Origin of the sequence: Streptomyces sp. SID8374 (assembly GCF_009865135.1) — a bacterium.
Classification (GTDB): Bacteria; Actinomycetota; Actinomycetes; order Streptomycetales; family Streptomycetaceae; genus Streptomyces.
Genome location: NZ_WWGH01000002.1, coordinates 721,910 through 747,706, shown reverse-complemented (window position 1 = coordinate 747,706; position 25,797 = coordinate 721,910). Strand labels below are relative to the sequence as shown.

The 25,797-nt window shown below is 71.7% G+C and carries 22 protein-coding genes; 16 read left to right on the top strand and 6 right to left on the bottom strand.

Annotation, left to right across the window (positions count from 1 at the left end):
* Nucleotides 1-100 precede the first annotated feature (100 nt).
* The gene (locus GTY67_RS27005; protein ID WP_161280573.1) at nt 101-367 is read left to right on the top strand and encodes an antitoxin; all 267 of its coding nucleotides are present in this window, start codon (nt 101-103) and stop codon (nt 365-367) included.
* A gap of 108 nt (nt 368-475) precedes the next feature.
* On the opposite strand, the gene GTY67_RS27000 is transcribed toward GTY67_RS27005, so the two are convergent.
* Complete coding sequence (locus GTY67_RS27000) at nt 476-1,189, bottom strand: class III extradiol dioxygenase subunit B-like domain-containing protein (RefSeq protein WP_093692333.1); 714 nt, start codon at nt 1,187-1,189, stop codon at nt 476-478.
* Between the two features lie 104 nt (nt 1,190-1,293).
* Nucleotides 1,294-2,817, bottom strand: a complete 1,524-nt coding sequence (gene miaB / locus GTY67_RS26995; RefSeq protein WP_161280572.1) for a tRNA (N6-isopentenyl adenosine(37)-C2)-methylthiotransferase MiaB — start codon at nt 2,815-2,817, stop codon at nt 1,294-1,296.
* 89 nt (nt 2,818-2,906) lie between these two features.
* On the opposite strand from miaB, the gene GTY67_RS26990 reads away from it, so the two are divergent.
* The gene (locus GTY67_RS26990) at nt 2,907-3,905 is read left to right on the top strand and encodes a TAXI family TRAP transporter solute-binding subunit (RefSeq protein ID WP_093692335.1); all 999 of its coding nucleotides are present in this window, start codon (nt 2,907-2,909) and stop codon (nt 3,903-3,905) included.
* A gap of 24 nt (nt 3,906-3,929) precedes the next feature.
* Here GTY67_RS26990 and GTY67_RS26985 read toward each other — a convergent pair whose 3' ends face one another.
* Together GTY67_RS26985 and GTY67_RS26980 are read right to left on the bottom strand one after the other, a co-directional pair.
* Nucleotides 3,930-5,327 carry a HAMP domain-containing sensor histidine kinase gene (locus GTY67_RS26985; protein ID WP_093692336.1) on the bottom strand — a complete coding sequence of 466 codons (1,398 nt, stop codon included), beginning with the start codon at nt 5,325-5,327 and terminating at the stop codon, nt 3,930-3,932.
* A gap of 18 nt (nt 5,328-5,345) precedes the next feature.
* Nucleotides 5,346-6,038 carry a response regulator transcription factor gene (locus GTY67_RS26980; RefSeq protein ID WP_093692337.1) on the bottom strand — a complete coding sequence of 231 codons (693 nt, stop codon included), beginning with the start codon at nt 6,036-6,038 and terminating at the stop codon, nt 5,346-5,348.
* A gap of 407 nt (nt 6,039-6,445) precedes the next feature.
* On the opposite strand from GTY67_RS26980, the gene GTY67_RS26975 reads away from it, so the two are divergent.
* The 8 genes from GTY67_RS26975 to GTY67_RS26940 all read left to right on the top strand — a co-directional run bounded on the left by GTY67_RS26975 (nt 6,446) and on the right by GTY67_RS26940 (nt 13,935).
* Nucleotides 6,446-7,231, top strand: coding sequence for an amino acid ABC transporter ATP-binding protein (locus tag GTY67_RS26975; RefSeq protein ID WP_093692338.1), 786 nt, complete (start codon nt 6,446-6,448; stop codon nt 7,229-7,231).
* A gap of 46 nt (nt 7,232-7,277) precedes the next feature.
* Entirely contained in the window at nt 7,278-8,201 is a 924-nt protein-coding gene (locus GTY67_RS26970) for a glutamate ABC transporter substrate-binding protein (protein WP_093692339.1), read from the top strand.
* Nucleotides 8,202-8,355: 154 nt separating this feature from the next.
* Complete coding sequence (locus tag GTY67_RS26965; protein WP_093692340.1) at nt 8,356-9,003, top strand: amino acid ABC transporter permease; 648 nt, start codon at nt 8,356-8,358, stop codon at nt 9,001-9,003.
* Complete coding sequence (locus GTY67_RS26960; RefSeq protein ID WP_093692341.1) at nt 9,000-9,953, top strand: amino acid ABC transporter permease; 954 nt, start codon at nt 9,000-9,002, stop codon at nt 9,951-9,953. The genes GTY67_RS26965 and GTY67_RS26960 overlap by 4 nt, the downstream gene beginning before the upstream one ends.
* A gap of 166 nt (nt 9,954-10,119) precedes the next feature.
* The gene (locus GTY67_RS26955) at nt 10,120-11,826 is read left to right on the top strand and encodes an FAD-dependent monooxygenase (RefSeq protein WP_161280571.1); all 1,707 of its coding nucleotides are present in this window, start codon (nt 10,120-10,122) and stop codon (nt 11,824-11,826) included.
* A gap of 192 nt (nt 11,827-12,018) precedes the next feature.
* On the top strand, nt 12,019-12,639 hold the full coding sequence (locus GTY67_RS26950; protein ID WP_161280570.1) for a cysteine dioxygenase: 621 nt from the start codon (nt 12,019-12,021) through the stop codon (nt 12,637-12,639).
* Between the two features lie 11 nt (nt 12,640-12,650).
* Nucleotides 12,651-13,094, top strand: a complete 444-nt coding sequence (locus GTY67_RS26945; protein WP_202462533.1) for a rhodanese-like domain-containing protein — start codon at nt 12,651-12,653, stop codon at nt 13,092-13,094.
* Nucleotides 13,095-13,275: 181 nt separating this feature from the next.
* Entirely contained in the window at nt 13,276-13,935 is a 660-nt protein-coding gene (locus GTY67_RS26940; RefSeq protein ID WP_161280569.1) for a hypothetical protein, read from the top strand.
* Nucleotides 13,936-14,091: 156 nt separating this feature from the next.
* Here GTY67_RS26940 and recX read toward each other — a convergent pair whose 3' ends face one another.
* Together recX and recA are read right to left on the bottom strand one after the other, a co-directional pair.
* Nucleotides 14,092-14,862, bottom strand: a complete 771-nt coding sequence (recX, locus tag GTY67_RS26935) for a recombination regulator RecX (RefSeq protein ID WP_093692345.1) — start codon at nt 14,860-14,862, stop codon at nt 14,092-14,094.
* Between the two features lie 3 nt (nt 14,863-14,865).
* A complete protein-coding gene (gene recA / locus GTY67_RS26930; RefSeq protein WP_161280568.1) occupies nt 14,866-15,996 on the bottom strand; it encodes a recombinase RecA in 1,131 nt (376 codons plus the stop codon).
* A 530-nt stretch (nt 15,997-16,526) separates the two neighbouring features.
* On the opposite strand from recA, the gene GTY67_RS26925 reads away from it, so the two are divergent.
* The 6 genes from GTY67_RS26925 (at nt 16,527) to GTY67_RS35580 (ending at nt 25,789) form a co-directional block, all read left to right on the top strand.
* Complete coding sequence (locus GTY67_RS26925; RefSeq protein WP_161280567.1) at nt 16,527-18,116, top strand: S8 family peptidase; 1,590 nt, start codon at nt 16,527-16,529, stop codon at nt 18,114-18,116.
* Nucleotides 18,117-18,443: 327 nt separating this feature from the next.
* Nucleotides 18,444-21,305 (top strand): helix-turn-helix transcriptional regulator, encoded by a 2,862-nt coding sequence (locus GTY67_RS26920; protein WP_161280566.1) that lies wholly within the window; start codon nt 18,444-18,446, stop codon nt 21,303-21,305.
* A gap of 123 nt (nt 21,306-21,428) precedes the next feature.
* On the top strand, nt 21,429-22,373 hold the full coding sequence (locus GTY67_RS26915; RefSeq protein WP_161280565.1) for an SDR family oxidoreductase: 945 nt from the start codon (nt 21,429-21,431) through the stop codon (nt 22,371-22,373).
* Between the two features lie 81 nt (nt 22,374-22,454).
* Nucleotides 22,455-23,672 carry a sensor histidine kinase gene (locus GTY67_RS26910; RefSeq protein WP_093692350.1) on the top strand — a complete coding sequence of 406 codons (1,218 nt, stop codon included), beginning with the start codon at nt 22,455-22,457 and terminating at the stop codon, nt 23,670-23,672.
* A complete protein-coding gene (locus GTY67_RS26905) occupies nt 23,669-24,334 on the top strand; it encodes a response regulator transcription factor (protein ID WP_161280564.1) in 666 nt (221 codons plus the stop codon). Before GTY67_RS26910 ends, GTY67_RS26905 begins: the two co-directional genes overlap by 4 nt.
* A 156-nt stretch (nt 24,335-24,490) precedes the next feature.
* Entirely contained in the window at nt 24,491-25,789 is a 1,299-nt protein-coding gene (locus tag GTY67_RS35580; RefSeq protein ID WP_161280563.1) for a cytochrome ubiquinol oxidase subunit I, read from the top strand.
* Nucleotides 25,790-25,797: the final 8 nt, after the last annotated feature.

Below are 25,797 nucleotides of genomic sequence, written 5' to 3'. Positions count from 1 at the left end.
CCGGAGGGCGGTTGGAGTCGGCAGGGAGGGAGAGGTGACGGACAATGGGGGGCGGGAGAACGCTCCCGCAGACCGTCCTCACTGCACGGAAGGTGACCCAATGGGGTTCCTGGACAATCTGAAGGCCAAGCTGGAACCGGCAAAGGAAAAGGTCGGCGACCTCGCGCAGCAGCACGGGGACAAGATCGAGCAGGGTCTCGACAAGGCCGCGCGCACGGTCGACGAGAAGACCAAGGGCAAGTACAGCGACAAGATCGACACGGGTACGCGCAAGGCCAAGGAGGCCGTGGACAAGCTGGGCCAGAAGGACGGCGGCACCCCCGGCACGCCCGGCACCACGCCTCCCACTCCGCCGCCCGCTTCCTGACCTGACAGCGGCAGGCCCCCGACGGCGGCACCGGATCTCTCCGGTGCCGCCGTCGGTGCGTCCGGGACCTGGCCGGAACTCTGCGGTGCCGCCGTCGGTGCGTCCAGGTCAGGACCAGGCGGCGACGGTGTAGCCCACCCCGTAGGGCGCGTCCTCGTACAGCAGCCGGCCGCCGAGGCCCGCGCCCCGTGCGGCGCCGCTGAGCAGCTGCCAGGGGGCCCGGCCGACCGCCTTCAGTTCGTACGCGAGTGTCTCGTCCAGCGCGTCGAGTGCGGCGAGGTCGGCGGAGCCCAGCGCCCCCGTCGCCCGGGCGTCGAAGGCCTCGGCCCGCTCGTCGAGATAGCCGGGCGCCTTGAGGGTGCGGCAGGCGCTGCCGTCGCCCATCACGAGGAGCGCGACGCGGTCGGCGCGGGCGGCCAGCTCCTGTCCGGCCCGGGCGCACTCGGCGGCGGGGGCGCGCCCGTCCACCGCGAGCCCCTCGACCGGTGCGCCCGCCCAGCGGGCCCGGTCCAGCAGCCAGGCGCCGACGGCGAGGGAGTCCGGAAGCGGTTCCGTCCGCGCGGCCGGGTCGGGCTCGCCCAGGGTGATGTCGAGGGCGACGCCGAAGCCTCTGAAGGAGCCGTGGGCGCCCGCCGGGTAGGCCCCGGTGGTCCGGCCGTCCCCCGGGCCGACGACCACGAGCAGGTCGGGGCGGGAGGCGGCGAGGACCCCCACGGCGTCGAGGCAAGCGGCGCGCGCGGTGTCGAGTTCGGGGGCGGCCCCGGCGGCGACCTCGGGCACCAGGAGCGGCGGACAGGGGCACACGGCGGCGGCGACAAGCATGCCGGTCAGCGTACTTGCCGGGGGTGCCGGGGCCGCGGCGGCGGGTGCCCGTCAGCCGGTCCTGCGGGCCGGTCCACCGCGCCGCGCGGCCCGCCTCGTACGGCTCAGCCGATCCCGCAGGCCGGGGCGGCGGCGGCCGGCAGCGGGTCCGGGGCGCCGATGGACGGGAGGCCCAGCATCACCCCGGCCGGCTTGGCGGCGGCCGCCGTCGTGCGCTTCTCCCACGCGTCGCCCGCGCGGGTGGCCCGTACCGCGAGCGGGGTGCCCTCGGCGAGCAGGTGGTGCGGGGCGGCGTAGGTGACCTCCACGGTCACCACATCGCCGGGGCGCACGTCCTGGTCGGGCTTGGTGAAGTGGACGAGGCGGTTGTCGGGGGCGCGGCCGGAGAGGCGGTGGGTGGCGCCGTCCTTACGGCCCTCGCCCTCGGCGACCATGACCTCCAGGGTGCGGCCGACCTGTTTCTTGTTCTCGTCCCAGGAGATCTGCTCCTGGAGGGCGGACAGGCGCATGTACCGCTCCTGCACGACCTCCTTGGGGATCTGGCCGTCCATGTCGGCGGCCGGGGTCCCGGGGCGCTTCGAATACTGGAAGGTGAACGCGTTGGCGAAACGGGCTTCGCGGACCGCGTGCATCGTCTGCTCGAAGTCCTCCTCGGTCTCGCCGGGGAAGCCCACGATGATGTCGGTGGAGATGGCGGCGTCCGGCATCGCGGCGCGCACCTTCTCGATGATGCCGAGGAAGCGCTCCTGACGGTAGGAGCGACGCATCGCCTTGAGGATGCGGTCCGAGCCGGACTGCATCGGCATGTGGAGCTGCGGCATCACACTGGGCGTCTCGGCCATGGCGGCGATGACGTCGTCGGTGAAGTCGCGGGGGTGCGGCGAGGTGAAGCGGACGCGCTCCAGGCCCTCGATCCTCCCGCAGGCGCGCAGCAGCTTGGAGAAGGCCTCGCGGTCGCCGATGTCGGAGCCGTACGCGTTGACGTTCTGGCCGAGCAGGGTGATCTCGGACACGCCCTCGGCGACCAGGGCCTCGATCTCGGCCAGGATGTCGCCGGTGCGGCGGTCCTTCTCCTTGCCGCGCAGCGCCGGGACGATGCAGAAGGTGCAGGTGTTGTTGCAGCCGACGGAGATGGAGACCCACGCGGCGTAGGCGGACTCGCGGCGGGTGGGGAGCGTGGAGGGGAAGGCCTCCAGGGATTCGGCGATCTCGATCTGCGCCTCCTCCTGGATCCGGGCGCGCTCCAGCAGCACGGGCAGCTTGCCGATGTTGTGCGTGCCGAAGACGACGTCCACCCAGGGGGCCCGCTTGACGATGGTGTCGCGGTCCTTCTGGGCGAGGCAGCCGCCGACGGCGATCTGCATCCCGGGGCGCTTGGTCTTCATCGGGGCGAGCCGGCCGAGGTTGCCGTAGAGCTTGTTGTCGGCGTTCTCGCGGACCGCGCAGGTGTTGAAGACGACGACGTCGGCGTCGCCGTCGGCGCCCTCGGGCGCCCGTACGTAACCGGCGTCCTCCAGGAGGCCCGACAGCCGTTCGGAGTCGTGGACGTTCATCTGGCACCCGTAGGTGCGCACCTCGTAGCTCTTCTGGACGTCCACTGCTTCTTCGCTCCGGTTGCCGCTGCTCATGTGACCAGGGTAGGCGGTTGCCGGGCGCGCCTTCGTCCCTGCCCGGCCGGGCCTGGTCAGGGGGGCGGTGAGCTGGCAGGATCGCCCGCATGCTCCACGCTCTGTCCCGATTCGGCCGACGCCGCGCCCTCCAGACGGGCGCCGCGCTCGCGGTCGTGCTCGGGCTGCTCGCGTGGTGGCTCCTCCCCTTGGGCGAACGGACCCCGAGCGGGTCGCTGACCTTCTCCACGGGGGTGCCGAGCGGCGTCTACCAGCGGTACGGGGAACGGCTGGAAGGCGCCCTTGCCAAGGACATGCCCGAGGTGTCGATAAAGCTGCTCACCAGTGAGGGCTCCCAGCAGAACCTCGCGCGGGTGGCGACGGGCGAGGCGGACTTCACCATCGCCACCGCCGACGCCGTGGCCACCTATGTGCGCGACGGCAGGCCCGGCGCCCATCTGCTGCGGGGCTGTGTGCGGCTCTACGACGACTACGTCCAGCTGGTCGTCCCGCGCGACTCCGACATCGGCAGCGTCGCCGATCTGCGGGGCAAGCGGGTCGGCGTCGGCCAGGAGGGTTCCGGGGTCCGGCTGGTCGCGGACCGGCTGCTGAACGCGGCGGGCGTCCACCCGAAGCAGGACGTGACCGCGGTGTCGGCGGGGATCAACACCATGCCGGACCGGCTGGTCGCCGGTGATCTCGACGCCTTCTTCTGGTCCGGCGGGCTGCCGACCGGGGCGGTGCAGGAGCTCACGGAACGGTTCCCGGTCAAGCTGGTCCCGCTGGACGAGGCCCTGGTCAAGGAGTTGCAGTCGAAGGGCGGCTCCGCCCGCTACTACCGGTCGGCCACGATCCCCGCCGACGCCTACCGCTTCGCCCAGCGCGGCACCTCGGTCTCCACGGTCGCCGTCGCCAATCTGCTCATCACCACGGACCGCACGGATCCGGCCATGACCGAGGCCTTCACCCGTACCGTGATCAACAGCCGGGACAGGATCGGCCGCGAGGTGCACGCCGCGCAGCTGGTGGACCTGCGGACGGCGATCTACACGGACCCGCTGGCAGTGCACGAGGGCGCCAAGCGCTACTACCGCTCGGTCAAGCCCTGATCGGTCCGCGGGTAGGCGCGGGGTTCAGGGGGTGTGCGGCAGTTCGCGCGGCACCGAGACGGCGACCCGCAGGCCGTGCGGCTCATGGTGCTCGTACGTGATGGAGCCGCCGCCCGCCGCGAGCAGCACGCGGGAGATGGAGAGGCCGAGCCCCGAGCCGCTCACGTTCTGGTGGCGGGTGGAGCGCCAGAAGCGGTCCCCGACGCGCTCCAGCTCCTGTTCGGTGAGGCCGGGTCCCCGGTCGGCGACCACGACGGTCACCGCGGTGGCTCCCGGGGTGACCGTGACCCGTACGTCCTGACCGGCCGGGGTGAACTTCAGGGCGTTGTCGATGACCGCGTCCAGTGCGCTGGAGAGCGCCACGGGGTCGGCCCAGGCGGTGGCGGCCGGGGCTCCGTCCTGGATGAGGTGTACGCCCTTCTCGTCCGCCATCGGGCGCCAGGAGGCGACGCGCTCGGCGGTGAGCGGGACGATGTCGGTCAGCTGGAGGTCCGCCTCGGTGTGTTCGGCCAGGGCCAGGTCGAGGAGGTCGTCCAGGACCCGGCCCAGCCGCTTGCCCTCGGTGCGTACGGCGGCGATCTCCTCGTTGCCCTCGGGCAGTTCCAGGGCGAGCAGTTCGATGCGCAGGAGCAGCGCGGCGAGCGGGTTGCGCAGCTGGTGCGAGGCGTCGGCGACGAAGGCGCGCTGCTGTTCCAGGACGTCCTCGACGTTGTCGGCCATCTCGTTGAAGGACCGGGCCAGCCGTCTCAGCTCCGGCGGTCCGCCCGCGGCCGCGACCCGTGAGCGCATCCGGCCGACGGCGATGTCGTGGGTGGCGGCGTCCAGGACCCGGACCGGCAGCAGCACCCAGCCGGTGAGCCGGACGGCGGCGCCGACCGCGACCAGCATGGCGAGGGCCTCGCCGAGCGCGATCAGCGCCCAGGTCCGCAGGATCCGGGAGCGCATCTCGTCGGTGGGCGAGTCGATGACGACCACGGCGACGACGTCACCGTCGCGTACGACGGGCGAGGCGACGACGACGCGGCCGTCCTGCCAGGGCCAGACCTGCGGCGGGTCGTGCGAACGGCGGCCGAGCAGCGCCTCGTTGAACGCGGTGCGCCCCTCCCCCTCGGCGGGCAGCATCCAGTTGCCCGGGGCCTTCGCCAGGGCCAGGTCGTTGCGGTAGAAGACGCCGGCCCGGATCCCGTACACGGAGGCGTAGACCTCCAGGTCGGTGGCGAGCGTCAGCCGGCGCTCGTCGTAGGCCGGGACGGTGTCGGTGATGGGCTGGGCGAGGGCCGCGAAGCGGGCGGTGTCGTCGATCCGGTCGATGACCAGGCGCTGCTGCTCGGCGGCGGCCACGCTCACCGCGAGCGGGAAGCCGAGGGTGAGCAGGACGGCCGCCATGAGGGTGATGAGCAGCGGAAGGAGACGGGTGCGCACCGGGGGCGTACCGGCCCGTTACGCGGACGGCGCGACGAGCCGGTAGCCGACGCCCCGCACGGTCTCGATGAGGGCGGGCAGCCGCAGCTTGGAGCGGAGCGAGGCCACGTGCACCTCCAGGGTGCGCCCCGTCCCCTCCCAGCTGGTGCGCCAGACCTCGCTGATGATCTGCTCGCGGCGGAAGACCACGCCGGGCCGCTGAGCGAGGAGGGCCAGGAGGTCGAACTCCTTGCGGGTGAGCTGGACTTCGGTGCCGTCGACGCTGACGCGCCGGGTGGGCAGCTCTATCTCCACGGTCCCCAGGCGCAGGGCGGCCACGGGGGTCGGGGCGGTGTCCTCGCCGCTGGTGGTGCGCCGGGCGACCGCGTGGATACGGGCGAGCAGCTCGCCGGTGTCGTAGGGCTTGGTGACGTAGTCGTCGGCGCCGAGGTTGAGTCCGTGGATGCGTGAGCGGACGTCGGCGCGGGCGGTCACCATGATCACCGGGGTGGCGGTGCGCTTGCGGATCTTGCCGCAGACCTCGTAGCCGTCCTGGTCGGGCAGGCCGAGGTCGAGGAGGATGACCCCGAAGGGCTCCTTCTCCGCGGGGAGCAGCGCGCGCAGGGCCTCCTCGCCGTTGCGGGCGTGCACGACCTGGAACCCGTGCCGGGCGAGCACGGCGGACAGGGCCGCCGCGACATGGTCGTCGTCCTCGACGAGCAGCAGTCTCATGGCCCTCCTCTCGCTCTCCCCGGGCCGTGGGGCTCTCCCGGACTCGTTCACGTAACCGGTCGTGATCTCACGCCACCGTCGCACGGCGTCACCGGGCGATACCTCAAGTTTCGCGCGCTTCACCTGGAAGATCCCCGGCGAAACTCTCCGTTCAGCGGTGCTTCACGTTCTTTTGCCGCACAGGGCATCCACTCCGATGACGGGTATGCCAGTCAAGAGGTTGCCGGTTACAGCAGGGTTTCCGTTATGCACCCGGTACGCCCCGCAGCTGCGCGTGGCGTCCCCTTCACGCGGAGTGTCCGGTTGCCGCCGGATCGTTATGCTCAATTTCCGCTCAGATGTAATGACGCTGGTCGCACCGCGTCATTAGTGTCCTTGGCACCCGAGGAGGACGGAGCAAGAAGCCGATGAGCGGAGTTTCAGTGACCAAGGCCGCCGAGGATGCCGCGCCCGCGGGCGACGACCTTGTCGTACTGAGCGACGTCAACAAGCACTTCGGCGCGCTGCATGTGCTCCAGGACATCGACCTGACCATCGCCCGTGGCGAGGTCGTGGTCGTCATCGGGCCCTCCGGGTCCGGGAAGTCCACGCTGTGCCGCACGATCAACCGCTTGGAGACGATCGATTCGGGTGCGATCTCGATCGACGGCAAGCCCCTGCCCCAGGAGGGCAAGGAGCTGGCGCGGCTGCGCGCAGACGTGGGCATGGTCTTCCAGTCGTTCAATCTCTTCGCGCACAAGACGGTGCTGGAGAACGTCGTGCTGGGCCAGACCAAGGTCCGCAAGGCGGACAAGAAGGCCGCGGAGGAGAAGGCCCGCACCCTTCTCGACCGCGTGGGCGTCGGCGTGCAGGCCGACAAGTACCCGGCACAGCTCTCCGGTGGCCAGCAGCAACGCGTCGCGATCGCGCGGGCGTTGGCGATGGACCCGAAGGTCATGCTCTTCGACGAGCCCACGTCGGCTCTCGACCCGGAGATGATCAACGAGGTCCTGGAAGTCATGCAGCAGCTGGCCCGGGACGGGATGACGATGATCGTCGTCACCCACGAGATGGGCTTCGCCCGCTCCGCCGCCAACCGCGTGGTGTTCATGGCGGACGGAAAGATCGTCGAAGAGGCCACGCCCGAGCAGTTCTTCAGCAACCCGCGCAGCGACCGGGCCAAGGACTTCCTGTCGAAGATCCTGCACCACTGACGACCGACGACTGACGACAACGACCTACGGCATAAGGAAAACTCACATGAAGCTCCGCAAGTCGGCCGCCGTCGCGGCCATCGCCGTCCTCGCCCTGACCGCGACCGCGTGTGGTGGCAAGGAGGGTTCCGCCGGTGACAAACCGGGCGGCACCAAGCCCGGTTCCTCCGAGGCCCCCGAGCTGCCCACGTACACCGTCGCCAAGGACGTCGACCTGGACTCGCCGGTCTTCAAGAAGGCGAAGCAGCGCGGCAAGCTGATCATCGGCGCCAAGGCGGACCAGCCCTACCTCGGCTTCGAGGACCAGTCCACCAAGGAGCGCTCCGGCTTCGACATCGAGATCGCCAAGATGATCGCGGCGGACCTCGGCTTCACGGAGAAGCAGATCGAGTGGAAGACCGTCGACTCCGGCATCCGTGAGACGGCCATCTCCAAGGGCCAGGTCGACTACTTCGTCGGTACGTACACGATCAACGACGAGCGCAAGAAGCAGGTCGGCTTCGCCGGTCCGTACTACAAGGCGGGCGCCGACCTCCTGGTCCGCAAGGACGACGACTCGATCAAGGGCAAGGAGTCGGTGAAGGGCAAGAAGGTCTGCTCGATCGTCGGCTCCACGCCGCTCCAGGAGATCAAGAAGCCCGAGTACGGCGCGAACGTCGTCGAGTTGGCCAAGTACTCCGACTGCGTGCAGCAGGTGCTGACCAAGCAGGTCGACGCCCTCACCACGGACGACTCGATCCTCAAGGGTTACGCGGCCGCCAACCCCGGCAAGCTCAAGGTCGTCGGCCAGCCGTTCACCAGCGAGCCCTACGGCGTCGGCCTGAACAAGGACGACAAGGTCCTGCGCGACGCGATCAACAACTCGCTGGAGAACCACGTCAAGGACGGCACGTACAAGAAGATCTACGAGGCCACGCTGGGCCTGTCCGGTTCGGACTACATCGAGCCGCCGGCGCTCGAGCGCTACTGACGCCGCCCGGCCGTCCCCCGGCCGACGCCCCGTCACCGACGCACCGCGTGTGACTTGAGGCGTCCCGTACGCCGCCGCCCCTGCGGGGCGCGGCGGACGTACGGGGCGCCCCTTCCCCTGCCCTGATGCCGCTGACCGCCGACGCGGAGACCTCATGAACGTACTGCTCGACAATTTCCCAGAGTTCCGCGACGGCTTCATAGGAACCGTGTCGATCACCGCCGTCAGCTCGGTTATCGCCCTCGTCCTCGGCGTGGTCATCGCCGGGTTCCGGGTCTCGCCGGTGCCGCCGCTGCGGTACTTCGGCACCACCTGGGTGACGCTGATGCGCAACACCCCGCTGACGCTGCTCTTCCTGATCTTCTTCTTCGTCGTCCCGGAGATCCTCTTCCCGGGGATGAGCCCCTTCGTGCTCGGCTCGCTTGCCCTCGGCTTCTACACCTCCTCCTTCGTCTGCGAGGCGGTCCGCTCCGGCATCAACACCGTGCCGCTGGGACAGGCCGAGGCAGCGCGTTCGATCGGCATGACGTTCGCCCAGACCTTGCGCATCGTGGTGCTCCCCCAGGCCACGAGGACCGTCATCGCCCCGCTGAGCAGCATCTTCATCGCGCTCACCAAGAACTCCGCGATCGCCGGTGCCTTCAGCGTCGCCGAGCTCTTCGGCTGGCAGAAGCTGATGAGCGACAAGGGTTACGACATCGTCCCCGTCTTCATCTGGGTGGCCCTCGGCTACCTGGTCGTCACGTTTACCATCAGCGGCCTCTTCCGGCTGCTGGAGCGTCGCATGGAGGTCGCCCGATGAGCGCCAGCGTTCTCTACGACGCCCCGGGCCCCAAGGCCGTCGTCCGCAACCGCCTGTACGCCGTCATCGGCACGCTCGCCATCGCGGCGCTGATCGGCGTCAGCCTGCTGCGGCTCGCCGAAAAGGGCCACCTGGCCCCCGAGATGTGGGACATCTTCAACTACGCGGGCATCCGGCAGAACATCGCCGACGCCCTCGTCGCCACCCTCAAGGCCTTCGGCCTGGCCGCGGTCGGCTCGCTCGTGCTGGGCGTACTGCTCGCGGTGGGGCGCCTCTCCGACCACAAGCCGGTCCGCTGGGTGGCGACCACCTTCATCGAGTTGTTCCGCTCGCTCCCGCTGCTGATCACGATCTACGCCATCTGGGTCGGCTTCCTCACCGACTACTCGATGTGGGCGCTGGCGGCGGGCCTGTCCATCTACAACGGCTGCGTCCAGGCCGAGGTGCTGCGCGCCGGCGTCAACGCCGTCCCCCGGGGACAGAGCGAGGCCGCGTACGCGCTCGGCATGCGCAAGACCCAGGTCATGGTCACCGTCCTGATGCCGCAGGCCGTCCGGTCCATGCTGCCGACGATCATCAGCCAGCTCGTGGTGACCCTCAAGGACACCTCGCTCGGCTTCATCATCCTGTACCCGGAGCTGCTCCAGACCGCGCGTCTGATCGCCTCCAACACGCTGGTGAACGAGCAGTACCCGTACGTCTCGACGATCACCGTCATCGGCACGATCTACATCGCGCTGTGTCTGCTGCTCTCGTCGCTGGCGACCTGGATCGAGAAGCGCGGCCGCCGCGCCAAGACCGGCATCGCGGTGGCGCCGGCCGTCCAGGCCCCCGGAACCATCGACGCGACGGCCGGCACGTTCGGCATCCCCGGCCCGGACGCGGGGGGCGCAGGGGGCGCAGGCACCGGTGCCGACGGTGCTGGTGGGGGCGGAGTGACGCAGAACTGACGCCCCGCCACTCCGGTCGGCAGAAGCATCCGAGGCAGCGGCGCACGCGTCGCTGCCTCGGTCACTTGACGCAAGCATCCCCAATGGGTTGCATACGTTCTGTGATCACGCACCCGGCTTCCACCACCACGTTCCGCATGACCGTACGGGCCGGAGGACACGCGCCGTGGACCCGGTGATCGTCGTCGGCGCCGGACCCGTCGGTCTGACGCTGTCGCTGGCCCTCGCCGCCCAGGGCGTCCCGTGCGTGCTCCTGGACGAGGGTCCCGGCACGGAGGAAGTACGTCTCGCCCGCACGGTGGTGCTGCGTGAGGACACCGCTGACCTGGTGGAGCGCCTGGGCGCCGCCCACCTGGAGAAGGACGGGCTGCGGTGGAGCGGATGGCGCCTGATGCGCCGCAGGCAGCCGGTCCGTGAGGTGCCGATGGGCGCGGGGCGCGGCGGCTCCGGTGGCCTCGCCGACTCCGGTGACGAGGACGTTCCGCTGCTCCCGGCCCCCCTCCACGTTCCGCAGCACGCCCTGGCCTCCGCCCTGCGCGCGGCGGTCGCGGCGGCGCCGCTGGTGAAGCTGGTGCCCCTGAGCCGCCTCGACACCCTGGAGCAGGACCGCGACGGTGTCACGGTGCACACCAAGGGGCCCGGTTCGACCTGGTGGCGCGGCAGCTATCTGGTCGGCTGCGACGGCGCCCGGTCGACCGTGCGCAAGCTCCTGGACATCAGGTTTCCCGGTCGTACGGCGGTGGAGCGGCACGCCGTCGCCGCACTCCGGGCCGAACTGCCCTGGCCCGGCGAGGCCGTGCTGCACCGGCAGCCGCCGTGGCGCAACGGCGGCGGAGAGATCAGCGCGCGGCCGCTGCCGGACGGGGTCTGGCGGCTGGACTGGCTGCTCCCGCCGCGCGGCGAACTGGTCACCCCGGACGCCCTGATCGCCCGCATCCGGGACACCCTGGCCGGCTGGTGCGGCGAGACCCCGCCGTACGAGCTGCTGGACACCGGCGTCCACACGCTCCACCACCGCCTCGCCCGGCGGTGGCGGGTGCAGCGGGCGTTCCTGGCCGGGGACGCGGCGCATCTGCTGGGAGCACTCGGCACCCAGGGGCTTGACGAGGGGATCCGGGACGCCGAGAACCTGGCCTGGAAGCTCGCCCACGCCTGGCACCACGGCGGTGCCGATCTGCTCCTCGACAGCTACCAGGCCGAACGCCGGGCCGCCGTGGCCGCCCGGCTCCGCGCCGCCGACCAGTCCCTGCCGATACTGCGGGGCGGCGGAGGGCTGCGGACGCTGGTACCGGGAGCCGCCCGGGGCCATGACACCCTGCTCGCCGACGGCCATCTGGGCCGCGGAGCGCTCGGTGCGCCCCCTTCGTACACGCACTCCCCTCTCGCACCACCGCACGCCGAGGCGCACACCGCAGTGGGTACGCCCCCCGGTGCGCCGGTCGCCGATGTACGGGTGACGGCACCGGACGGGACGGCGGTACGGCTCCGGGAGCGGCTGGGGCAGGGGCATCCGCTGGTGATCCTGGTGGCGCCCGGCACCGGGGTGTGGGACCGGCGGCACTGGCTGACCGCCGGCCTCATGCCACGCCTGGTGGAGGCTGTGGGGGCGCTGCCGTCGACGGCGGAGCTGCTGGTCGCGGAGAGCTATCCGGGCGCCTCGGCCCATACCGTCCTGCTGGTGCGGCCCGACGGACACCTGGTGGCCGCCTTCGCCGGCGTACGGCCCGCCGACCTGCTCGCCGCCGCGCGGGCCATGCTGGGCGGGACACCGGAGGCCGGGGGCGCGGAGAGCGGCGACGACGAGCGCGGGGCGGCGCGCGCGCCGGGGCCTCGTGACCCCGTTCACGCCGAGCGGGCCGCCAGGATCAATTGACCGTCACGGGCGCACATGGTGTACTCCAGATCATGACCGACACCGATGTGCGCCTGTGGCGGAGGGTCCATATGGACCTCCTCCGTTACGCGGGCTGCGTGTGTCGCCCGTCCTGCTGAATCGCCCTCTCCTACCGGTCCGTGCCGCTTTCCGCACGGCCGGGACCTCGCGCGAACTCTCAGGACGGTCCCTGTGTCTTCCCCCTCTCCTGCCGTGCCCACGGCTGCTTCCGTACCCTCTCCCGTCACCGGTCCGGTGACCGCCGCTCCGGCCCCTCCCGCTGTCTCCGCGCGGGTCGGCTCGGCCCGTGCCGTCTCCTCCGGCCCCACCGTCGCCGAACTCCTCGACTTCGTACGCCGCGCCGCCGAGGACACGGCGCTCATCGCCTCCCTCCCCCTCGACCCCGAGGGCCGCACCTGGGTCCGTCTCGACGGGCCCGGCGGCAGCGAGGCATGGCTGATCGGCTGGCCGCCGGGGACCGGGACGGGCTGGCACGACCACGCCGACTCGGTCGGTGCCTTCACCACCGCGTCCGGCACCCTCAAGGAGCACTCGCTCGCCGTTCGGCTGCCGACCGACGGCTGGAAGACCCTGGAGCTGAACGAGGGGGTGGACCGGTCACGGGAGCTGGCGGCCGGTCAGGGGCGGGCCTTCGGCCAGAACCACGTGCACGAGGTCCTCAACGAGTCCGACAGCGTGCATGCCGTCTCCGTCCACGCGTACTACCCGCCGCTGCCGCGGATCCGCCGGTTCAGCCGCACCGGCGCGGTGCTCCGGCTGGAGCAGACCGAGCGCCCGGAGGACTGGCAGTGAGCACCGAGGACCTGGGGGGAGCCGAGCAGGTGGGCGGGACCGGGCGCGCGACCGCTTCGGAGCGGGTGGGCATCGACGAGCTGCTGGAGCGGGTCCGGGCCGGCTTCGACCGGATCGGCCCGCAGGAGGCGGCAGCCGCGGCGACGGACGGGGCGCTGCTGGTGGACATCCGGTACGCGGCGCTCCGGGAGCTGGACGGGCTCATCCCCGGCGCGCTGGTCGTGGAGCGCAACGAACTGGAGTGGCGCCTCGACCCCCAGGGCAGCCACCGCGCCGCCGAGGCGGTGAGCCACGACCTCCCGGTCGTCGTCATCTGCAACGAGGGATACGCCTCCAGCCTCGCGGTGGCGTCGCTGCGCCAACTCGGACTGCACCGCTCCACCGACCTGGTCGGCGGCTTCCAGGCCTGGCGTGCGGCGGGCCTCCCGGTGACTCCGGCAGCGGCCGACGGCTGACGCCGAGCCGGTGATGATGCCAAACTGGCGAGGGAGGGGCGGCCACCGGCGTGACGTGGCCGCCCCTCCCCTTTCTGAACGGGACAGGGCACACCCGAACGCCACACTCCACTAGAGCCATCGCCGTGCGCGACCGACATTCGCTTCAGACAGAGGCGAAATGTACGGAGATGACGCACTTATGGCGATCCCTGTTCTCACCCCCGACCAGCTGGACGCCCAGGCGTCCCGGCTGCACGACACCCAGGCGTGGCAGAGCATCGTCTCGGGGTGGGAACTCACCGCCCCCGAACCCGGGCCGCGCCCGGCGGAGCGTACGGAACCGGGCCGCGCCCAGCCCCCGGAACCGACTCAGGGCCGACCGCCTTCCGACTGGCGGGACCTGCTCTCCGTCCCCGTCGACCAGCTCATCGACGACGCGCTGCGGACACTGCCCGCGACGCCTCCGCCCGAGCGCCCGCTCCCCGGCCGGCTGGGGGCGGTCCTGCCCGATCGCGTCCATGCCTGGCGGCGGGTCGGCCAGGGAGATCTGCGGCCCTCCGTCCACCTCGGATACGCACACCAGATCCTGGCCGAGTGGGGCTGGCAGAACACCCCGTACCGGCTGCGCAACGCCCGTGGCGCCCGCTGTGTCTGTGGCGCGCTGCTCACCGCGCACCGGCTCGGCTACGGCTCCCCCGCCACCGTGAACCGGGCCGGCGCCTGGCTGATCACCGAGCTCCGCGCCCAGGGGTGGCCCGGGCTGATCGGCCCGTGGAACCGCGCACCGGGCCGTACCGCCGCGGACGCGCTGGCCCTCGTCGACGCGGCCGCCCGCCGAGCGGCCTCCGCCGGACACTGACGGCCCGACGGATCCGTCCCCGTCCCCCTCGGTCTCCTCGGACGCTCCCCCGTCCCCGCCCTCCTCGGAACGGCTGCTCTCGCTCGCCTCGGAGCGGCCGCTCCTCTCAGAAGGCCCGCTCAGGTCGGTGAGGAGTTCGCTGATCAGTGAGTCCTCTCAGAAAGGCTCGTCCAGCCCCTCCGTGTCCTCGCCCTCCTCCTCCAGCGCCTGGCGCACCACCCGCAGGGCCATGCCCTCTCCGTACCCCTTGCGGGCGAGCATGCCCGCGAGGCGGCGCAGCCGCTTGTCGCGGTCCAGGCCTCGGGTGGAGCGGAGCTTGCGGGCCACCAGCTCCCGGGCCCGCTCCTCCTCCTGGTCGGTGTCGAGTCGGCCGACCGCCTCGTCGATCACGGCGGAGTCCACGCCCTTCGTCCGCAGCTCACGGACGAGGGCGCGGCGCGCGAGCCCCCGGCCGTGGTGCCGGGACTCCACCCATGCCCCGGCGAAGGCCGCGTCGTCGATCAGCCCGACATCCTCGAAGCGCGAGAGGACCTCCTCGGCCGCCTCGTCCGGGATCTCCCGCTTGCGCAGGGCGTCCGCGAGCTGCTTGCGCGTCCTCGGCGTCCCGGTGAGCAGGCGCAGACAGATGTTGCGCGCCTGCTCCACCGGGTCCCGCGGCTCCCCCTTGTCCCGCCGGTCACGCGGCTCCCCCTGCTCGGCCCTCGACGAGGAGGGGGAGCCGCTGCTCCTGGTGGTGGAGCGGGCACGGCGGCCCGCGCCTTCGCCGAACCCGGCCCCCGCGTCCACTCCCCCGCGTGAGCGGCGCCCGGACCGCCCCCCGCGACCGGTCCCCGGCTCGTAGGCGGACCCGTCGATGGGTCCGCCGTCGAATTCGGGGCCGTCTCCGGGCTCCGCGGGGCCTTCCGGCCACTCCGTACGACGTGTCACGGCCTAGCTCTTGGCCGCCGCGGTCTTGGCCGGCTTCGCCTTGGTGGCCGCAGCGGTCACCGGCTTCGCCGCACCCTCCGCCGTCGCCCCCGTGGTCGCCGCTCCTTCCGCACCCGGCTCGGCGGACTCGGCCTCCGGGCGGACGCCGACGCCCAGCTTCTCGAGGATCTTCTTCTCGATCTCGTTGGCGAGGTCGGGGTTGTCCTTGAGGAAGTTGCGGGCGTTCTCCTTGCCCTGGCCGAGCTGGTCGCCCTCGTACGTGTACCAGGCGCCGGCCTTGCGGACGAAGCCGTGCTCCACGCCCATGTCGATCAGCCCGCCCTCACGGCTGATGCCCTGCCCGTAGAGGATGTCGAACTCCGCCTGCTTGAACGGCGGGGCCACCTTGTTCTTCACGACCTTGACGCGGGTCCGGTTGCCAACCGCGTCGGTCCCGTCCTTCAGCGTCTCGATCCGCCGGATGTCCAGACGCACCGAGGCGTAGAACTTCAACGCCCGGCCACCGGTCGTGGTCTCCGGCGAACCGAACATCACCCCGATCTTCTCGCGCAGCTGGTTGATGAAGATCGCCGTCGTCTTGGACTGGTTGAGCGCGCTGGTGATCTTGCGGAGGGCCTGGCTCATCAGACGGGCCTGGAGGCCCACGTGCGAGTCACCCATCTCGCCCTCGATCTCCGCACGGGGCACCAGGGCCGCGACGGAGTCGATCACGATCAGGTCCAGGGCGCCGGAGCGGACCAGCATGTCGACGATCTCCAGCGCCTGCTCACCGTTGTCCGGCTGGGACAGGATGAGGCTGTCGATGTCGACGCCGAGCTTCTTGGCGTACTCGGGGTCCAGCGCGTGCTCGGCGTCGATGAACGCCACCGAACCGCCGAGCTTCTGCGCGTTCGCCACGGCGTGCAGCGTCAGCGTCGTCTTACCGGAGGACTCCGGCCCGTACACCTCCACCACACGGCCACGCGGCAGCCCGCCGACGCCCAGCGCCACGTCCAGCGCCGTCGATCCCGTGGGGATCACCTCGATGGGCTCGTTGGGCCGCTCACCGAGGCGCATCACCGCACCCTTGCCGAACTGTCGTTCAATCTGTGCGAGTGCGGCGTCCAACGCCTTCTCGCGGTCGGTTCCTGCCATGGGTTCCACCCGATTTGCTTGAGTCGATCGCTTCACGTCAAAGACGCTAACCCCTGCCACTGACAATGGGCCTCGACGTCCTCCCGGCCTGTGGACAACTCCACGGTCGGGCCCGGAAAAACCCGGCCGAAATCCATGAGAATGGATGTTCGATTTTGGTGTCAAGCGCACCACGCGGGTCCCCGCAGGCCGGGATGCGCCCCGCCACTCCGGGCCGGCGTCGGTGATCGCTGCGGCCGCGCGCCGGGTCCGGACGGCCGGAACGGTGAGGTCCGGGCGGTCGGAACGGTTGGGTACACCTACGCATTGTTCGACCTGCCCCCATGGATCGATTCTTCGTGAGGCGGCGGTGGCTCCGCCCCCTCGTACATCTGCCGGCCCCCCAAGATCGGCATCCGCCGTACGAGGTCGACGGCCCATCGTCCGGAGCCCCCGCCGCTGCCCCTTCCTTCGCCCGTGCCCGGTGTTCGCCGTGCGCGGGCCCAGCCCGGACCGGAGCCGGTCCGGGCCAACCCCTCAGGAGGAATCGCATGGTGTCTCAAGCTGCGGTGCGGCGTGTCGCCGCTGCCGCGTGTGCCGTCGGCGCACTGATCGTCGGCGCCGGTACGGCGGGGGCGGCACCCACGCCCCCGCCCTCCGAAGGCCGCATCCTGGGCGCCGACCGGGCGGGCGCGGTGGCGGGCTCGTACATCGTCACGTTCAAGGACTCGGTGGCGCGGACGGATGTGGACAAGGTCGCGAGATCCCTCGCCGGCCGGCACGGCGGAAAGGTCGGCCACACCTACACGGCCGCCCTGCGCGGCTTCTCCGTGAAGGCCGACGAGGGCCAGGCCCGGCGGCTGGCCGCCGACCCCTCCGTCGCACGGGTGGAGGCCGACGGAGTCGCGTACGCCCTGGGCACCCAGAACGACCCGACCTGGGGCCTGGACCGCATCGACCAGCGTGACCTGCCGGGCGACCGGAAGTTCACGTACCCCAACACCGCCTCCAATGTGACGGCCTACGTCCTCGACACCGGGATACGCACCTCGCACCAGGAGTTCGGCGGCCGGGCGGTCAGCGGGTACGACTTCATAGACAACGATTCCGTCGCCCAGGACTGCAACGGGCACGGCACACATGTGGCCGGCACGGTCGGCGGTGCGACGTACGGCGTCGCCAAAGCAGTGAAGCTCGTGGGCGTCCGGGTCCTGAACTGCCAGGGCTCCTCCGGCTCCACCTGGGCCCCCGTGCTGGCCGGCATCGACTGGGTGACGAAGAACGCGGTCAAGCCTGCGGTCGCCAACATGAGCATCGGCGGCGGGCGGACGTCCTCGGTGGACGACGCGCTCGCCAAGTCGATCGCCTCCGGCGTCACTTACGTCGTCGCCGCGGGCAACGACGGTGCCAACGCCTGCAACACCTCCCCGGCCGCCGTGCCGAGCGCGGTGACGGTCGGCGCCACCGACAACCGTGACGCCCGGTCGATCTGGCCGAGCGGCAAGTCCTCCAACCACGGCACCTGCCTGGACCTGTTCGCCCCCGGCTCCGACATCGTCTCGGCCTCCCACCTCAACGACACCGGCTCCCGCTCCGACGGCGGCACCTCCATGGCCTCCCCGCACGTGGCGGGCGCAGCAGCCCTTCTGCTCTCGGCCAACCCGTCCTGGACGCCCAAGCAGGTCCACGACCGGCTGATCGCCGACGCCACCCCGAACAAGGTCACCGACGCGAAGACCGGTTCGCCCAACCGCCTGCTGTACGTCCCGAACGACGGCACCACGCCTCCGCCCACCGGCAAGACCTTCGAGAACACCACCGCCTACCCGATCCGCGACAACTCGACCGTCGAGTCCCCGATCACCGTCAGCGGCATCACGGGCAACGCTCCCGCGACACTCTCCGTCACGGTCGACATCCGGCACACCTTCCGCGGTGACCTGCGGGTCGACCTCGTCGCCCCCGTCGGCGGTGTCTTCCGGCTCAAGGACTACAACGCCAACGACAGCGCCGACGACGTACGCGGCACCTTCACCGTGAACGCCGCGTCCAAGCCCGCCAACGGGTCCTGGAAGCTGCGGGTGAGCGACAACTGGGTCAACGACACCGGCACGCTGAACTCCTGGTCGCTGAAGTTCTGACCGCCGCCGGGAGCACTCCGGAGCCCTGACCGGCTACCGGAACACCTAGGAGTGCCGGCCGGCTCCCGGAACACCCGCCCCACCGAACTGCCGGTGGTCCACGGTCCCGAACCCTGGTGGACCACCGGCACACCGGCCGGTGATGTCTCTCCGCGCACTCACCGGCCGGACGGGGGACGCCTGCGGCGCCCGCACACGCGCCGCAGGCGTCACTCCCCTATTCACCACCGTCGCGAAGAGCCATCATGAGGCCGCCGGGCGGCCCGGGCGAACCACCCGCCTCGTGCCCATGCCGCCCACGGATGCGGAAGGAAACGGAAGGAAGCCGTGAACGCCGACTCTCCGACCTCCGTCCCCGGCCCTCTGATCGGACGCGCCGCTCTCCTGGACGATCTGCGGACGAAGCTCGAACGCCGCCCCGCCGTCGTGGTGATCACCGGCGAGGCGGGGGTGGGAAAGAGCCGGCTGGTCCGCGAACTCCTCGCGCGGACAGCCTCGTCGGACTCCCTCGTCCTCGTCGCCCGATGTCAGGAGTCGGACGCCGCCACCCCGTTCGCACCCCTCATGGACGCGCTGAGGCTCTGTAGACCTCGCCCGGGAGACCTGCCACCGGTGACCGGCGCACTGCGGTCTCTGCTGCCCGACCTCGCGCACCTTCTGCCGCCCGCACCACCCCCTCCGGACGATCCGCGCGCCCGACATCACCAAGTTCTCCGGGCCCTGTGCGCGTTGACCGCATCCCTAGGGAGGGTGGTTCTGGCCGTGGAGGACGTCCAGTGGGCCGACGAGTCCACGGCCGCCTTCCTCCGTACGCTCGTCTCCGGCCCCCCGCCCCACCTGGGACTCGTCCTCACCGCACGCAGCCAGACCGTTCCCCACACCGATGCGGAGGGAGTCGACGGGCTCCTCTTCCCGCTGCGCCCACCGGCCCCTGTGGTGGTGGCCGAACGGCACCTGTCCCCGCTGCCGGTGGCGGAGACGGGCGCGATGGCCGCCGGGCTGCTCGGCGTGCAGGCGGTGTCGGAGGAGTTCGCCGAGCGGCTGCACCGGTGGACGGGCGGCCTCCCGTATGTGATCGAAGAGGTGCTACGGGAGTGGCCCGACGCCACTGCGTGCCCTGCCGGGAGTGCGGGGGAGCCGGAAGTGCCGCTGCCTGCGTCCGTGCGCCGTGTGGTGGTGGAGCGGCTGCGTCACCTTCCTTCGGACGCGCGGCGGGTGGTGGCCGCGGCAGCGGTGCTCGGCGAGCCCGCACCCGTACACCTGTTGGGGGCGGTCGCGGGGCTGGATGAGCAGAACACCCGCCGTGCGCTCGCCGCAGCTCTCCAGGAAGGTGCCGTACGGGCGGCGGACGGCACCTACGCCTTCCCTTACGAGCTGGCGCGCAGAGCCGCGTACGAGGCGGTCGCCGAACCGGAACGGCCCGTACTGCACCTGCGGGCGGCCCGTGCCCTCGCCCGGCACACCAGCCCCCTCCCCCTCGTACGGATCGCCGAGCACCACCGCCTGGCCGGCCGGCCCGCGCAGGCGGTGCGGTGTCTGGAGGCGGCTGCGGACCGGGCCGCCGGGAGCGGGGACGCCGGTACGGCCACGGACCGCTATCTCGACGCCCTGCGCGGCGGCCCCTCCGCCGTCGTCCGCGACCGGGTCGCACTGAAACTGGCCCGGGTCGCGCTGAACGCCCGCACCGGCCCGCAGGTGCCCGCCGCCCTGCGGCAGGTACTCGACCGGAGCTCCATGGGCCCCGGGCCGAGCGGCGAGATCCGGCTCCTCCTGGGTCTGTTGCTGCGCAACCAGTCGGGTTCCGGCCTTGAGGCGCTGGAGGAGATAGCGCGTGCCGTTCCCGATCTCCTCGCCGTGTCGACGGGACAGGCCGCACGGGCGCTGGCGATCATCGCGATCCCCTCCCTGAAGGGGTGGCCCATCGGCGAGCACCGGCGGCTGCTGGCCGAGGCGGAGCGGCTGCTGCCCGGGGTCGACGAGGAGGACCTGCGTTCGGCCGTGCTGGCCAACCGCGCCACCGCTCTGGCCCTGATGGGCGACCCGTCGGCCTGGGACGCGGTGGCCGATCTGCCGGACTCCCTCACCGGCGAGGCGGCGGCGAGGGTGCACGCCAATCTGGCGGGTGCCGCGAACGCCCTGGGCCATCCGGAACGTGCCCGCGCCTTCCAGAGCCGGGCGTGGCAGGCCGTCCGGACGAACCACGCCCCGTACCTCGAAGCGTTCGTCGAGACCACGGACATGCTCACCGCCTTCACGCGCGGCCGGTGGACGGGGCTGCTGGAGCGGGCCGAGCACGCCGAGGAGCAGTACCGGGACGTGCCCGACTTCCACGCGGAGGCCCTCCTGGTCTGCGGGCTGCTGCACCTGCACACCAAGGGGCAGACCGCTGTGGCGCGGCGCTTCCTGGAGCGGGCCGTCCGCACGACCGCGCTGGACACCGGCATCGTGCTCACCTCCGCCGCGGCCGCCGTGGTGCGGGTCCATCTCGCCGCCGACCGTCCCGCGCAGGCCGTCCAGGCGGTGGAGGGGGCGCTGCACCACGTCCGCCGTACCGGTGCGTGGGTGTGGGCGACGGCCCTCGCGCCGCCGGCCGTCCAGGCGCTGATCCGGGACGGCCGGGCCGGGGAGGCCCACTGCCTGGTCGGGGAGCTGGCCGACGGCATCGCCCGCCGGGACGCGCCGGCCGCCCGGGCCGCTCTGCTGACCTGCCGGGCACTGCTCACGAACACGACCGGCGCGCAGGCCGGGACCGGCGGGTCCGACGCGCTGTACGCGTCCGCCGCTGACGCCTGGGCGGCTCTGGAGCGGCCCTACGAGGCCGCGTACGTCAGGGAGGCGTGGGGGCTGCGGCTGCTGGCCGCCGGGGCGGCGGGCGGGCGCACCGTCCTGCACGAGGCGATCGCGGCCTACCAGGACATCGACGCCGTCTGGGATGTGCTGCGCTGTCAGCGCGGGCTGCGGGAACACGGCCAGGTCACCGTCCGCAGGCCCGGGGCCCTGGGCTACGGCGACCACCTCTCGCCCCGGGAGCGGGCGGTGGCCCGGCTGGCCTCGCTCGGCCTCTCCAACCGCGAGATCGCGCGCGAGCTGGTCCTGTCGCACCGGACGGTCGAACACCACGTGGCGCGGGCCCTGAGGAAGCTGGGGGTCTCGTCCCGCACCGAGATCGGCTCACAGCTCGGGCTCTGAGACAACGCGTGCCCCTCTTTGCCGACGCGGACGGCAGTGGCCTGCGCGCACGAAAGGATCGCCCTACATTAAGGCGATATGGGACCCTCTAGGACACCGGAATCGCCGGACAGTTCACCAGCAATGGACAGTTCACCCGCGCCGGACAGCTCACCTGTTACGGGCTCCGATCTCGCCGGGCGGGTGGCACTTGTCGCCGGAGGCACCCGCGGGGCGGGCCGCGGGATCGCCGTACAGCTCGGCGCCGCCGGGGCGACCGTCTACGTCACCGGGCGTACGAGCGGCTCCGAGCGCTCCGAGATGGACCGGCCCGAGACGATCGAGGAGACCGCGGCCCTGGTCGACGCGGCGGGCGGCCGCGGGATCGCCGTACAGGTCGACCATCTGGTCCCCGACCAGGTCAGCGCCCTCGTCGCCCGTATCTCCAGCGAGCAGGGCGCCCTGCACATCCTGGTGAACGACATCTGGGGCGCCGAGATCGAGTGGAACAGGACGGTCTGGGAGTCGTCCCTCGACACCGGGCTGCACACCCTGCGGCTGGCGGTCGACACGCACGCCATCACCAGTCACTTCGCGCTGCCGCTGCTGATCGAGACGCCGGGCGGCCTGGTCGTCGAGATGACCGACGGGACGGACGAGTACAACGCGGCCAACTACCGCGTCTCCTTCTTCTACGACCTGGCGAAGGCCGCCGTGAACCGGATGGCCTTCGCGCTCGCCCATGAGCTGGCGCCGCACGGTGCGACCGCCGTGGCGCTCACCCCCGGCTGGCTGCGCTCCGAGGCGATGCTCCAGGCCCACGGGGTCACCGAGGCCACCTGGCGCGAAGCGATCGCGCACGCGCCCCACTTCGCCATCTCCGAGTCCCCCGCCTATGTGGGCCGGGCCGTGGCCGCCCTCGCCCGCGACCCGGAGGTGGCGCGCTGGAACGGACAGTCGCTCTCCAGCGGACAGCTCGCCCAGGTGTACGGCTTCACCGACGCGGACGGCAGCCGGCCCGACGCCTGGCGGTATCTGACCGAGGTCCAGGACCGGGGGCTGCCCGCCGACGTCACGGGCTACCGCTGACCTCCGGGCCTCGTCACCCTCACCGGCTACCGCCGGCCTCCGGCCGTCGCCGTCCCCCGCTCCGCACCTATCCTTCCTGACATGTCCCTCCCTTCCGGTCCGCACACCGGTGCCCTCCGTCCACGCGGCGGTGGCCTGTCCGCGCGTACGGCCGACATCGGGGTGGCCGCCGCCGTCACCCTGCTGGTGGTGGTCTGGACGCTGCTGACCATGCGGTACGAGAGCGAGCCGCTGAACCGTACGGTGATCGGCTGGGCGCTCATCGCGGTGGGCTGCGGCGCCCTGTACTTCCGGCGCCGCGCACCCGTCGCCGTGGCCGTCGTGACGCTGGGCGCATGCGTCGTCTATTACCCGCTGTCCGTGTACGACGGCCCTCTTATGGTCACGTTCGCCCTCGCGCTCTATACAGCGGCCGCCGAAGGGCGGTTCACGGCGGCGGTCGCCCTCGGTGTCGTCACCCTGATCGCCGTCGGCTTCGGCGAGGCGCGCCAGCACGACGGCAACCGGCAGATCGACGACATGTCGCTGTTCATGCTCGCGGGCTGGCTGGTCAGCCTCGTCGCCGTGGGCCGGGCCCAGTGGACCCGCGGCGCCTATCTCGGCGAGGTGGAGCAGCGGGCACTGGCCGCCGAGCGGGAGCAGGAGGCGCGGGCCGAGCAGAGCGCGACCGAGGAGCGGCTGCGGATCGCCCGCGAGCTGCACGACGTCCTGGGGCACAGCATCTCGCTGATCAACGTGCAGTCGGGCGCGGTCCTGCACAAGCTGAGCAAGAACCCGGAGCCCGCCGCCGCCCTGTGCGCCGCCGAGGAGGCCCTGGAGGCGGTCAAGGCCACCAGCAAGGACGCCCTGCGCGAGCTGCGCTCCACGCTCGGGGCGCTGCGGAAGCCCGACGAGACGGCCCCGACCTCACCCACCTCGGGTCTCGACCGGCTGGACGAACTCGTCGGACGGGCCCGCTCCACCGGCATCGAGGTCCACCTCCGCACCGAGGGCGAGCGGCGGCCGCTGCCTCCCCCGGTCGACCTGGCGGCGTACCGGATCGTTCAGGAGTCGCTCACGAACGTCACCCGGCACGCGCGGGCGACCAGCGCGGTGGTGACGGTCGACTACACCGATGAACGCGCCGTACGGGTACGGGTCGACGACGACGGGGAGGGCTCGCCGGAGGGCGCCGAGGCCGGCAGCGGCATCCGGGGCATGGCCGAGCGGGCCAGGGCCTTCGGCGGCGAACTGACGGCGCGGAACACCGCACAGGGCTTCGGCGTGAGCGCCCGGCTGCCGATCGAGGGGACCGAATGATCCGCGTGGTGCTGGCCGACGACCAGACGCTGGTACGGGCGGGCTTCCGCTCCATCCTGTCCGACGAGGACGACATCGAGGTCGTCGGCGGGGCGGCCGACGGCGAACAGGCGGTCGCGCTGGCCCACGAACAGCGCCCGGACGTGGTCCTGATGGACATCCGCATGCCCGGCACCGACGGCCTGGAGGCCACCCGGCGCATCACCACGGACCCGCGCCTGGCGGCCGTCCGGGTGGTCATCCTGACCACCTTCGACATGGACGACCACGTCTACGGCGCACTGCGCGCGGGAGCCTCCGGTTTCCTGGTCAAGGACACCGAGCCGATGGAGCTCCTGCACGGCGTACGGGTGGTGGCGCGGGGCGACGCCCTGATCGCCCCGGCGGTGACCCGGCGGCTCATCTCCGAGTTCGCGAACCGCCGCAAGCAGCCCGAGCCGGGCCCGCGCCTCAATGCCCTGACCGAGCGGGAGCGGGAGGTCATGGGGCTGGTCGGGGCCGGCCTCTCCAACGACGAGATCGCCGCCCGGCTGGTGCTCAGCCCCGCCACCTCCAAGACCCATGTCAGCCGGATCATGACGAAGCTCGGCGTGCGCGACCGGGCCCAACTGGTGATCCTGGCCTACGAGTCCGGCATGATCACGCCCGGCTGGATGGCCTGAGCGGCGGTCCGGGCGCGGTCCTGAGGCCTGCCCGAAGCGTGCCCGAGACGTCAACTTCCGTAGTACGGGGACGGCGGCGGCCACAACTCCCGTAGTAGGCCCGTTGTCCTCCCCGGGCCGACGCGCACCACCAGGCCGTGCACCGAGGCTCTCGGGGTGGATCCGGAAACCCTCGACCTCGCGCGGCTTCAGTTCGCCCTCACGGCGGGCGGCCACTTCCTCTTCGTCGCCCTGACGCTGGGAATGGCCCTCGTCGTGGCCTGCCTCCAGACAGCTGCCACGGTGACCAATAGGACGCCGTATCAACGTATGGTGCGCTTCTGGGGGCAGCTGTACGTCATCAACTACGCGGTCGGCATCATCACCGGGCTGGTGATGGAGTTCCAGTTCGGGTTGAGCTGGAGCGGTCTGACGCACTACGCGGGCAATGTGTTCGGCGCCTCGCTGGCCGTCGAGACGATCGTCGCGTTCTTCGTGGAGTCGACGTTCCTGGGCCTGTGGATCTTCGGATGGCACCGGTTCAACCGATGGGTCCATCTGGCCATGATCTGGGTCGTCGCCCTGACCGCCTGCGTCTCCGCGTACTGGATCCTCGTCTCCAACGGCTTCCTCAACAACCCCGTCGGCCACCGCACGGAGAACGGAAAACTGGTCCTCGCGGACGCCGGGGCGCTGCTCACCAACCCCAGCGCCCTGCTGGCCTTCGGGCACATCCTGGGCGGTGCGCTGCTGACGGCCGGCTTCTTCATGGCGGGCGTCAGCGCCTGCCACCTCTTCCGGCGCACGCCCGAAGTCGCCTTCTTCGTACGGAGTCTGCGCATCGGGGTGTTCGTCTCCTTCCCGGCCCTGTGGGTCACGGCGGGGTTCGGCGGAGTCCAGCTGGCCTCGCTGGCGGATCTCCAGCCGATGAAATCCGCCGTCTTCAGCAGCAGGACGGCGGAGATCGCCGATCTCCAGGCGGAGATGGTCACCCGGTTCGGTCCCGGCGACTACGTGCCCTCCGAGCTGTGGACGCGGGGCGGCGGTCTGGTGATGCTGCTCGCGTTCGCGCTGATGATGTACCTCAGCCTGGCCGGGCTCGTGCTGGCCTGTTTCCGCAAGGCCGTTGAGCGCTTCCGGCTCTGGCATGTGGTGCTGATGGCCGCCGTACCGCTGCCGTACCTGGCGATGATCAGCGGCTGGGTCTTCCGGGAGGCCGGCCGCCAGCCCTGGGTGGTGTACGGGCTGCTGAAGACCGAGGACGCCGTCTCCCGCCACTCCCCCGGCACCATGCTCGCCTCGCTGATCACCTTCACCGTGCTGTTCGCGGCGCTGGCCGTCCTCAACGGATGGCTGCTCCTGCGGCACGCGCGCCTCGGGCCGGTGGAGACGGGGCTCGGACACGACGAGCGGGCCCCCGCCTCTGCGGATTCCGGCGGGACCGCCGGACCGCCACCCATCACCCCCCGCTACTGAGGAGCCGT

Excerpts from the sequence above, each read along its gene's own strand:
- GTY67_RS27005 (WP_161280573.1), top strand. The coding sequence starts at position 101 with ATGGGGTTCCTGGACAATCTGAAGGCCAAGCTGGAACCGGCAAAGGAA.
- GTY67_RS27000 (WP_093692333.1), bottom strand. The coding sequence starts at position 1,189 with ATGCTTGTCGCCGCCGCCGTGTGCCCCTGTCCGCCGCTCCTGGTGCCC.
- miaB (WP_161280572.1), bottom strand. The coding sequence starts at position 2,817 with ATGAGCAGCGGCAACCGGAGCGAAGAAGCAGTGGACGTCCAGAAGAGC.
- GTY67_RS26990 (WP_093692335.1), top strand. The coding sequence starts at position 2,907 with ATGCTCCACGCTCTGTCCCGATTCGGCCGACGCCGCGCCCTCCAGACG.
- GTY67_RS26980 (WP_093692337.1), bottom strand. The coding sequence starts at position 6,038 with ATGAGACTGCTGCTCGTCGAGGACGACGACCATGTCGCGGCGGCCCTG.
- GTY67_RS26975 (WP_093692338.1), top strand. The coding sequence starts at position 6,446 with ATGAGCGGAGTTTCAGTGACCAAGGCCGCCGAGGATGCCGCGCCCGCG.
- GTY67_RS26970 (WP_093692339.1), top strand. The coding sequence starts at position 7,278 with ATGAAGCTCCGCAAGTCGGCCGCCGTCGCGGCCATCGCCGTCCTCGCC.
- GTY67_RS26965 (WP_093692340.1), top strand. The coding sequence starts at position 8,356 with ATGAACGTACTGCTCGACAATTTCCCAGAGTTCCGCGACGGCTTCATA.
- GTY67_RS26960 (WP_093692341.1), top strand. The coding sequence starts at position 9,000 with ATGAGCGCCAGCGTTCTCTACGACGCCCCGGGCCCCAAGGCCGTCGTC.
- GTY67_RS26940 (WP_161280569.1), top strand. The coding sequence starts at position 13,276 with ATGGCGATCCCTGTTCTCACCCCCGACCAGCTGGACGCCCAGGCGTCC.
- recA (WP_161280568.1), bottom strand. The coding sequence starts at position 15,996 with ATGGCAGGAACCGACCGCGAGAAGGCGTTGGACGCCGCACTCGCACAG.
- GTY67_RS26925 (WP_161280567.1), top strand. The coding sequence starts at position 16,527 with ATGGTGTCTCAAGCTGCGGTGCGGCGTGTCGCCGCTGCCGCGTGTGCC.
- GTY67_RS26915 (WP_161280565.1), top strand. The coding sequence starts at position 21,429 with ATGGACAGTTCACCCGCGCCGGACAGCTCACCTGTTACGGGCTCCGAT.
- GTY67_RS26910 (WP_093692350.1), top strand. The coding sequence starts at position 22,455 with ATGTCCCTCCCTTCCGGTCCGCACACCGGTGCCCTCCGTCCACGCGGC.
- GTY67_RS26905 (WP_161280564.1), top strand. The coding sequence starts at position 23,669 with ATGATCCGCGTGGTGCTGGCCGACGACCAGACGCTGGTACGGGCGGGC.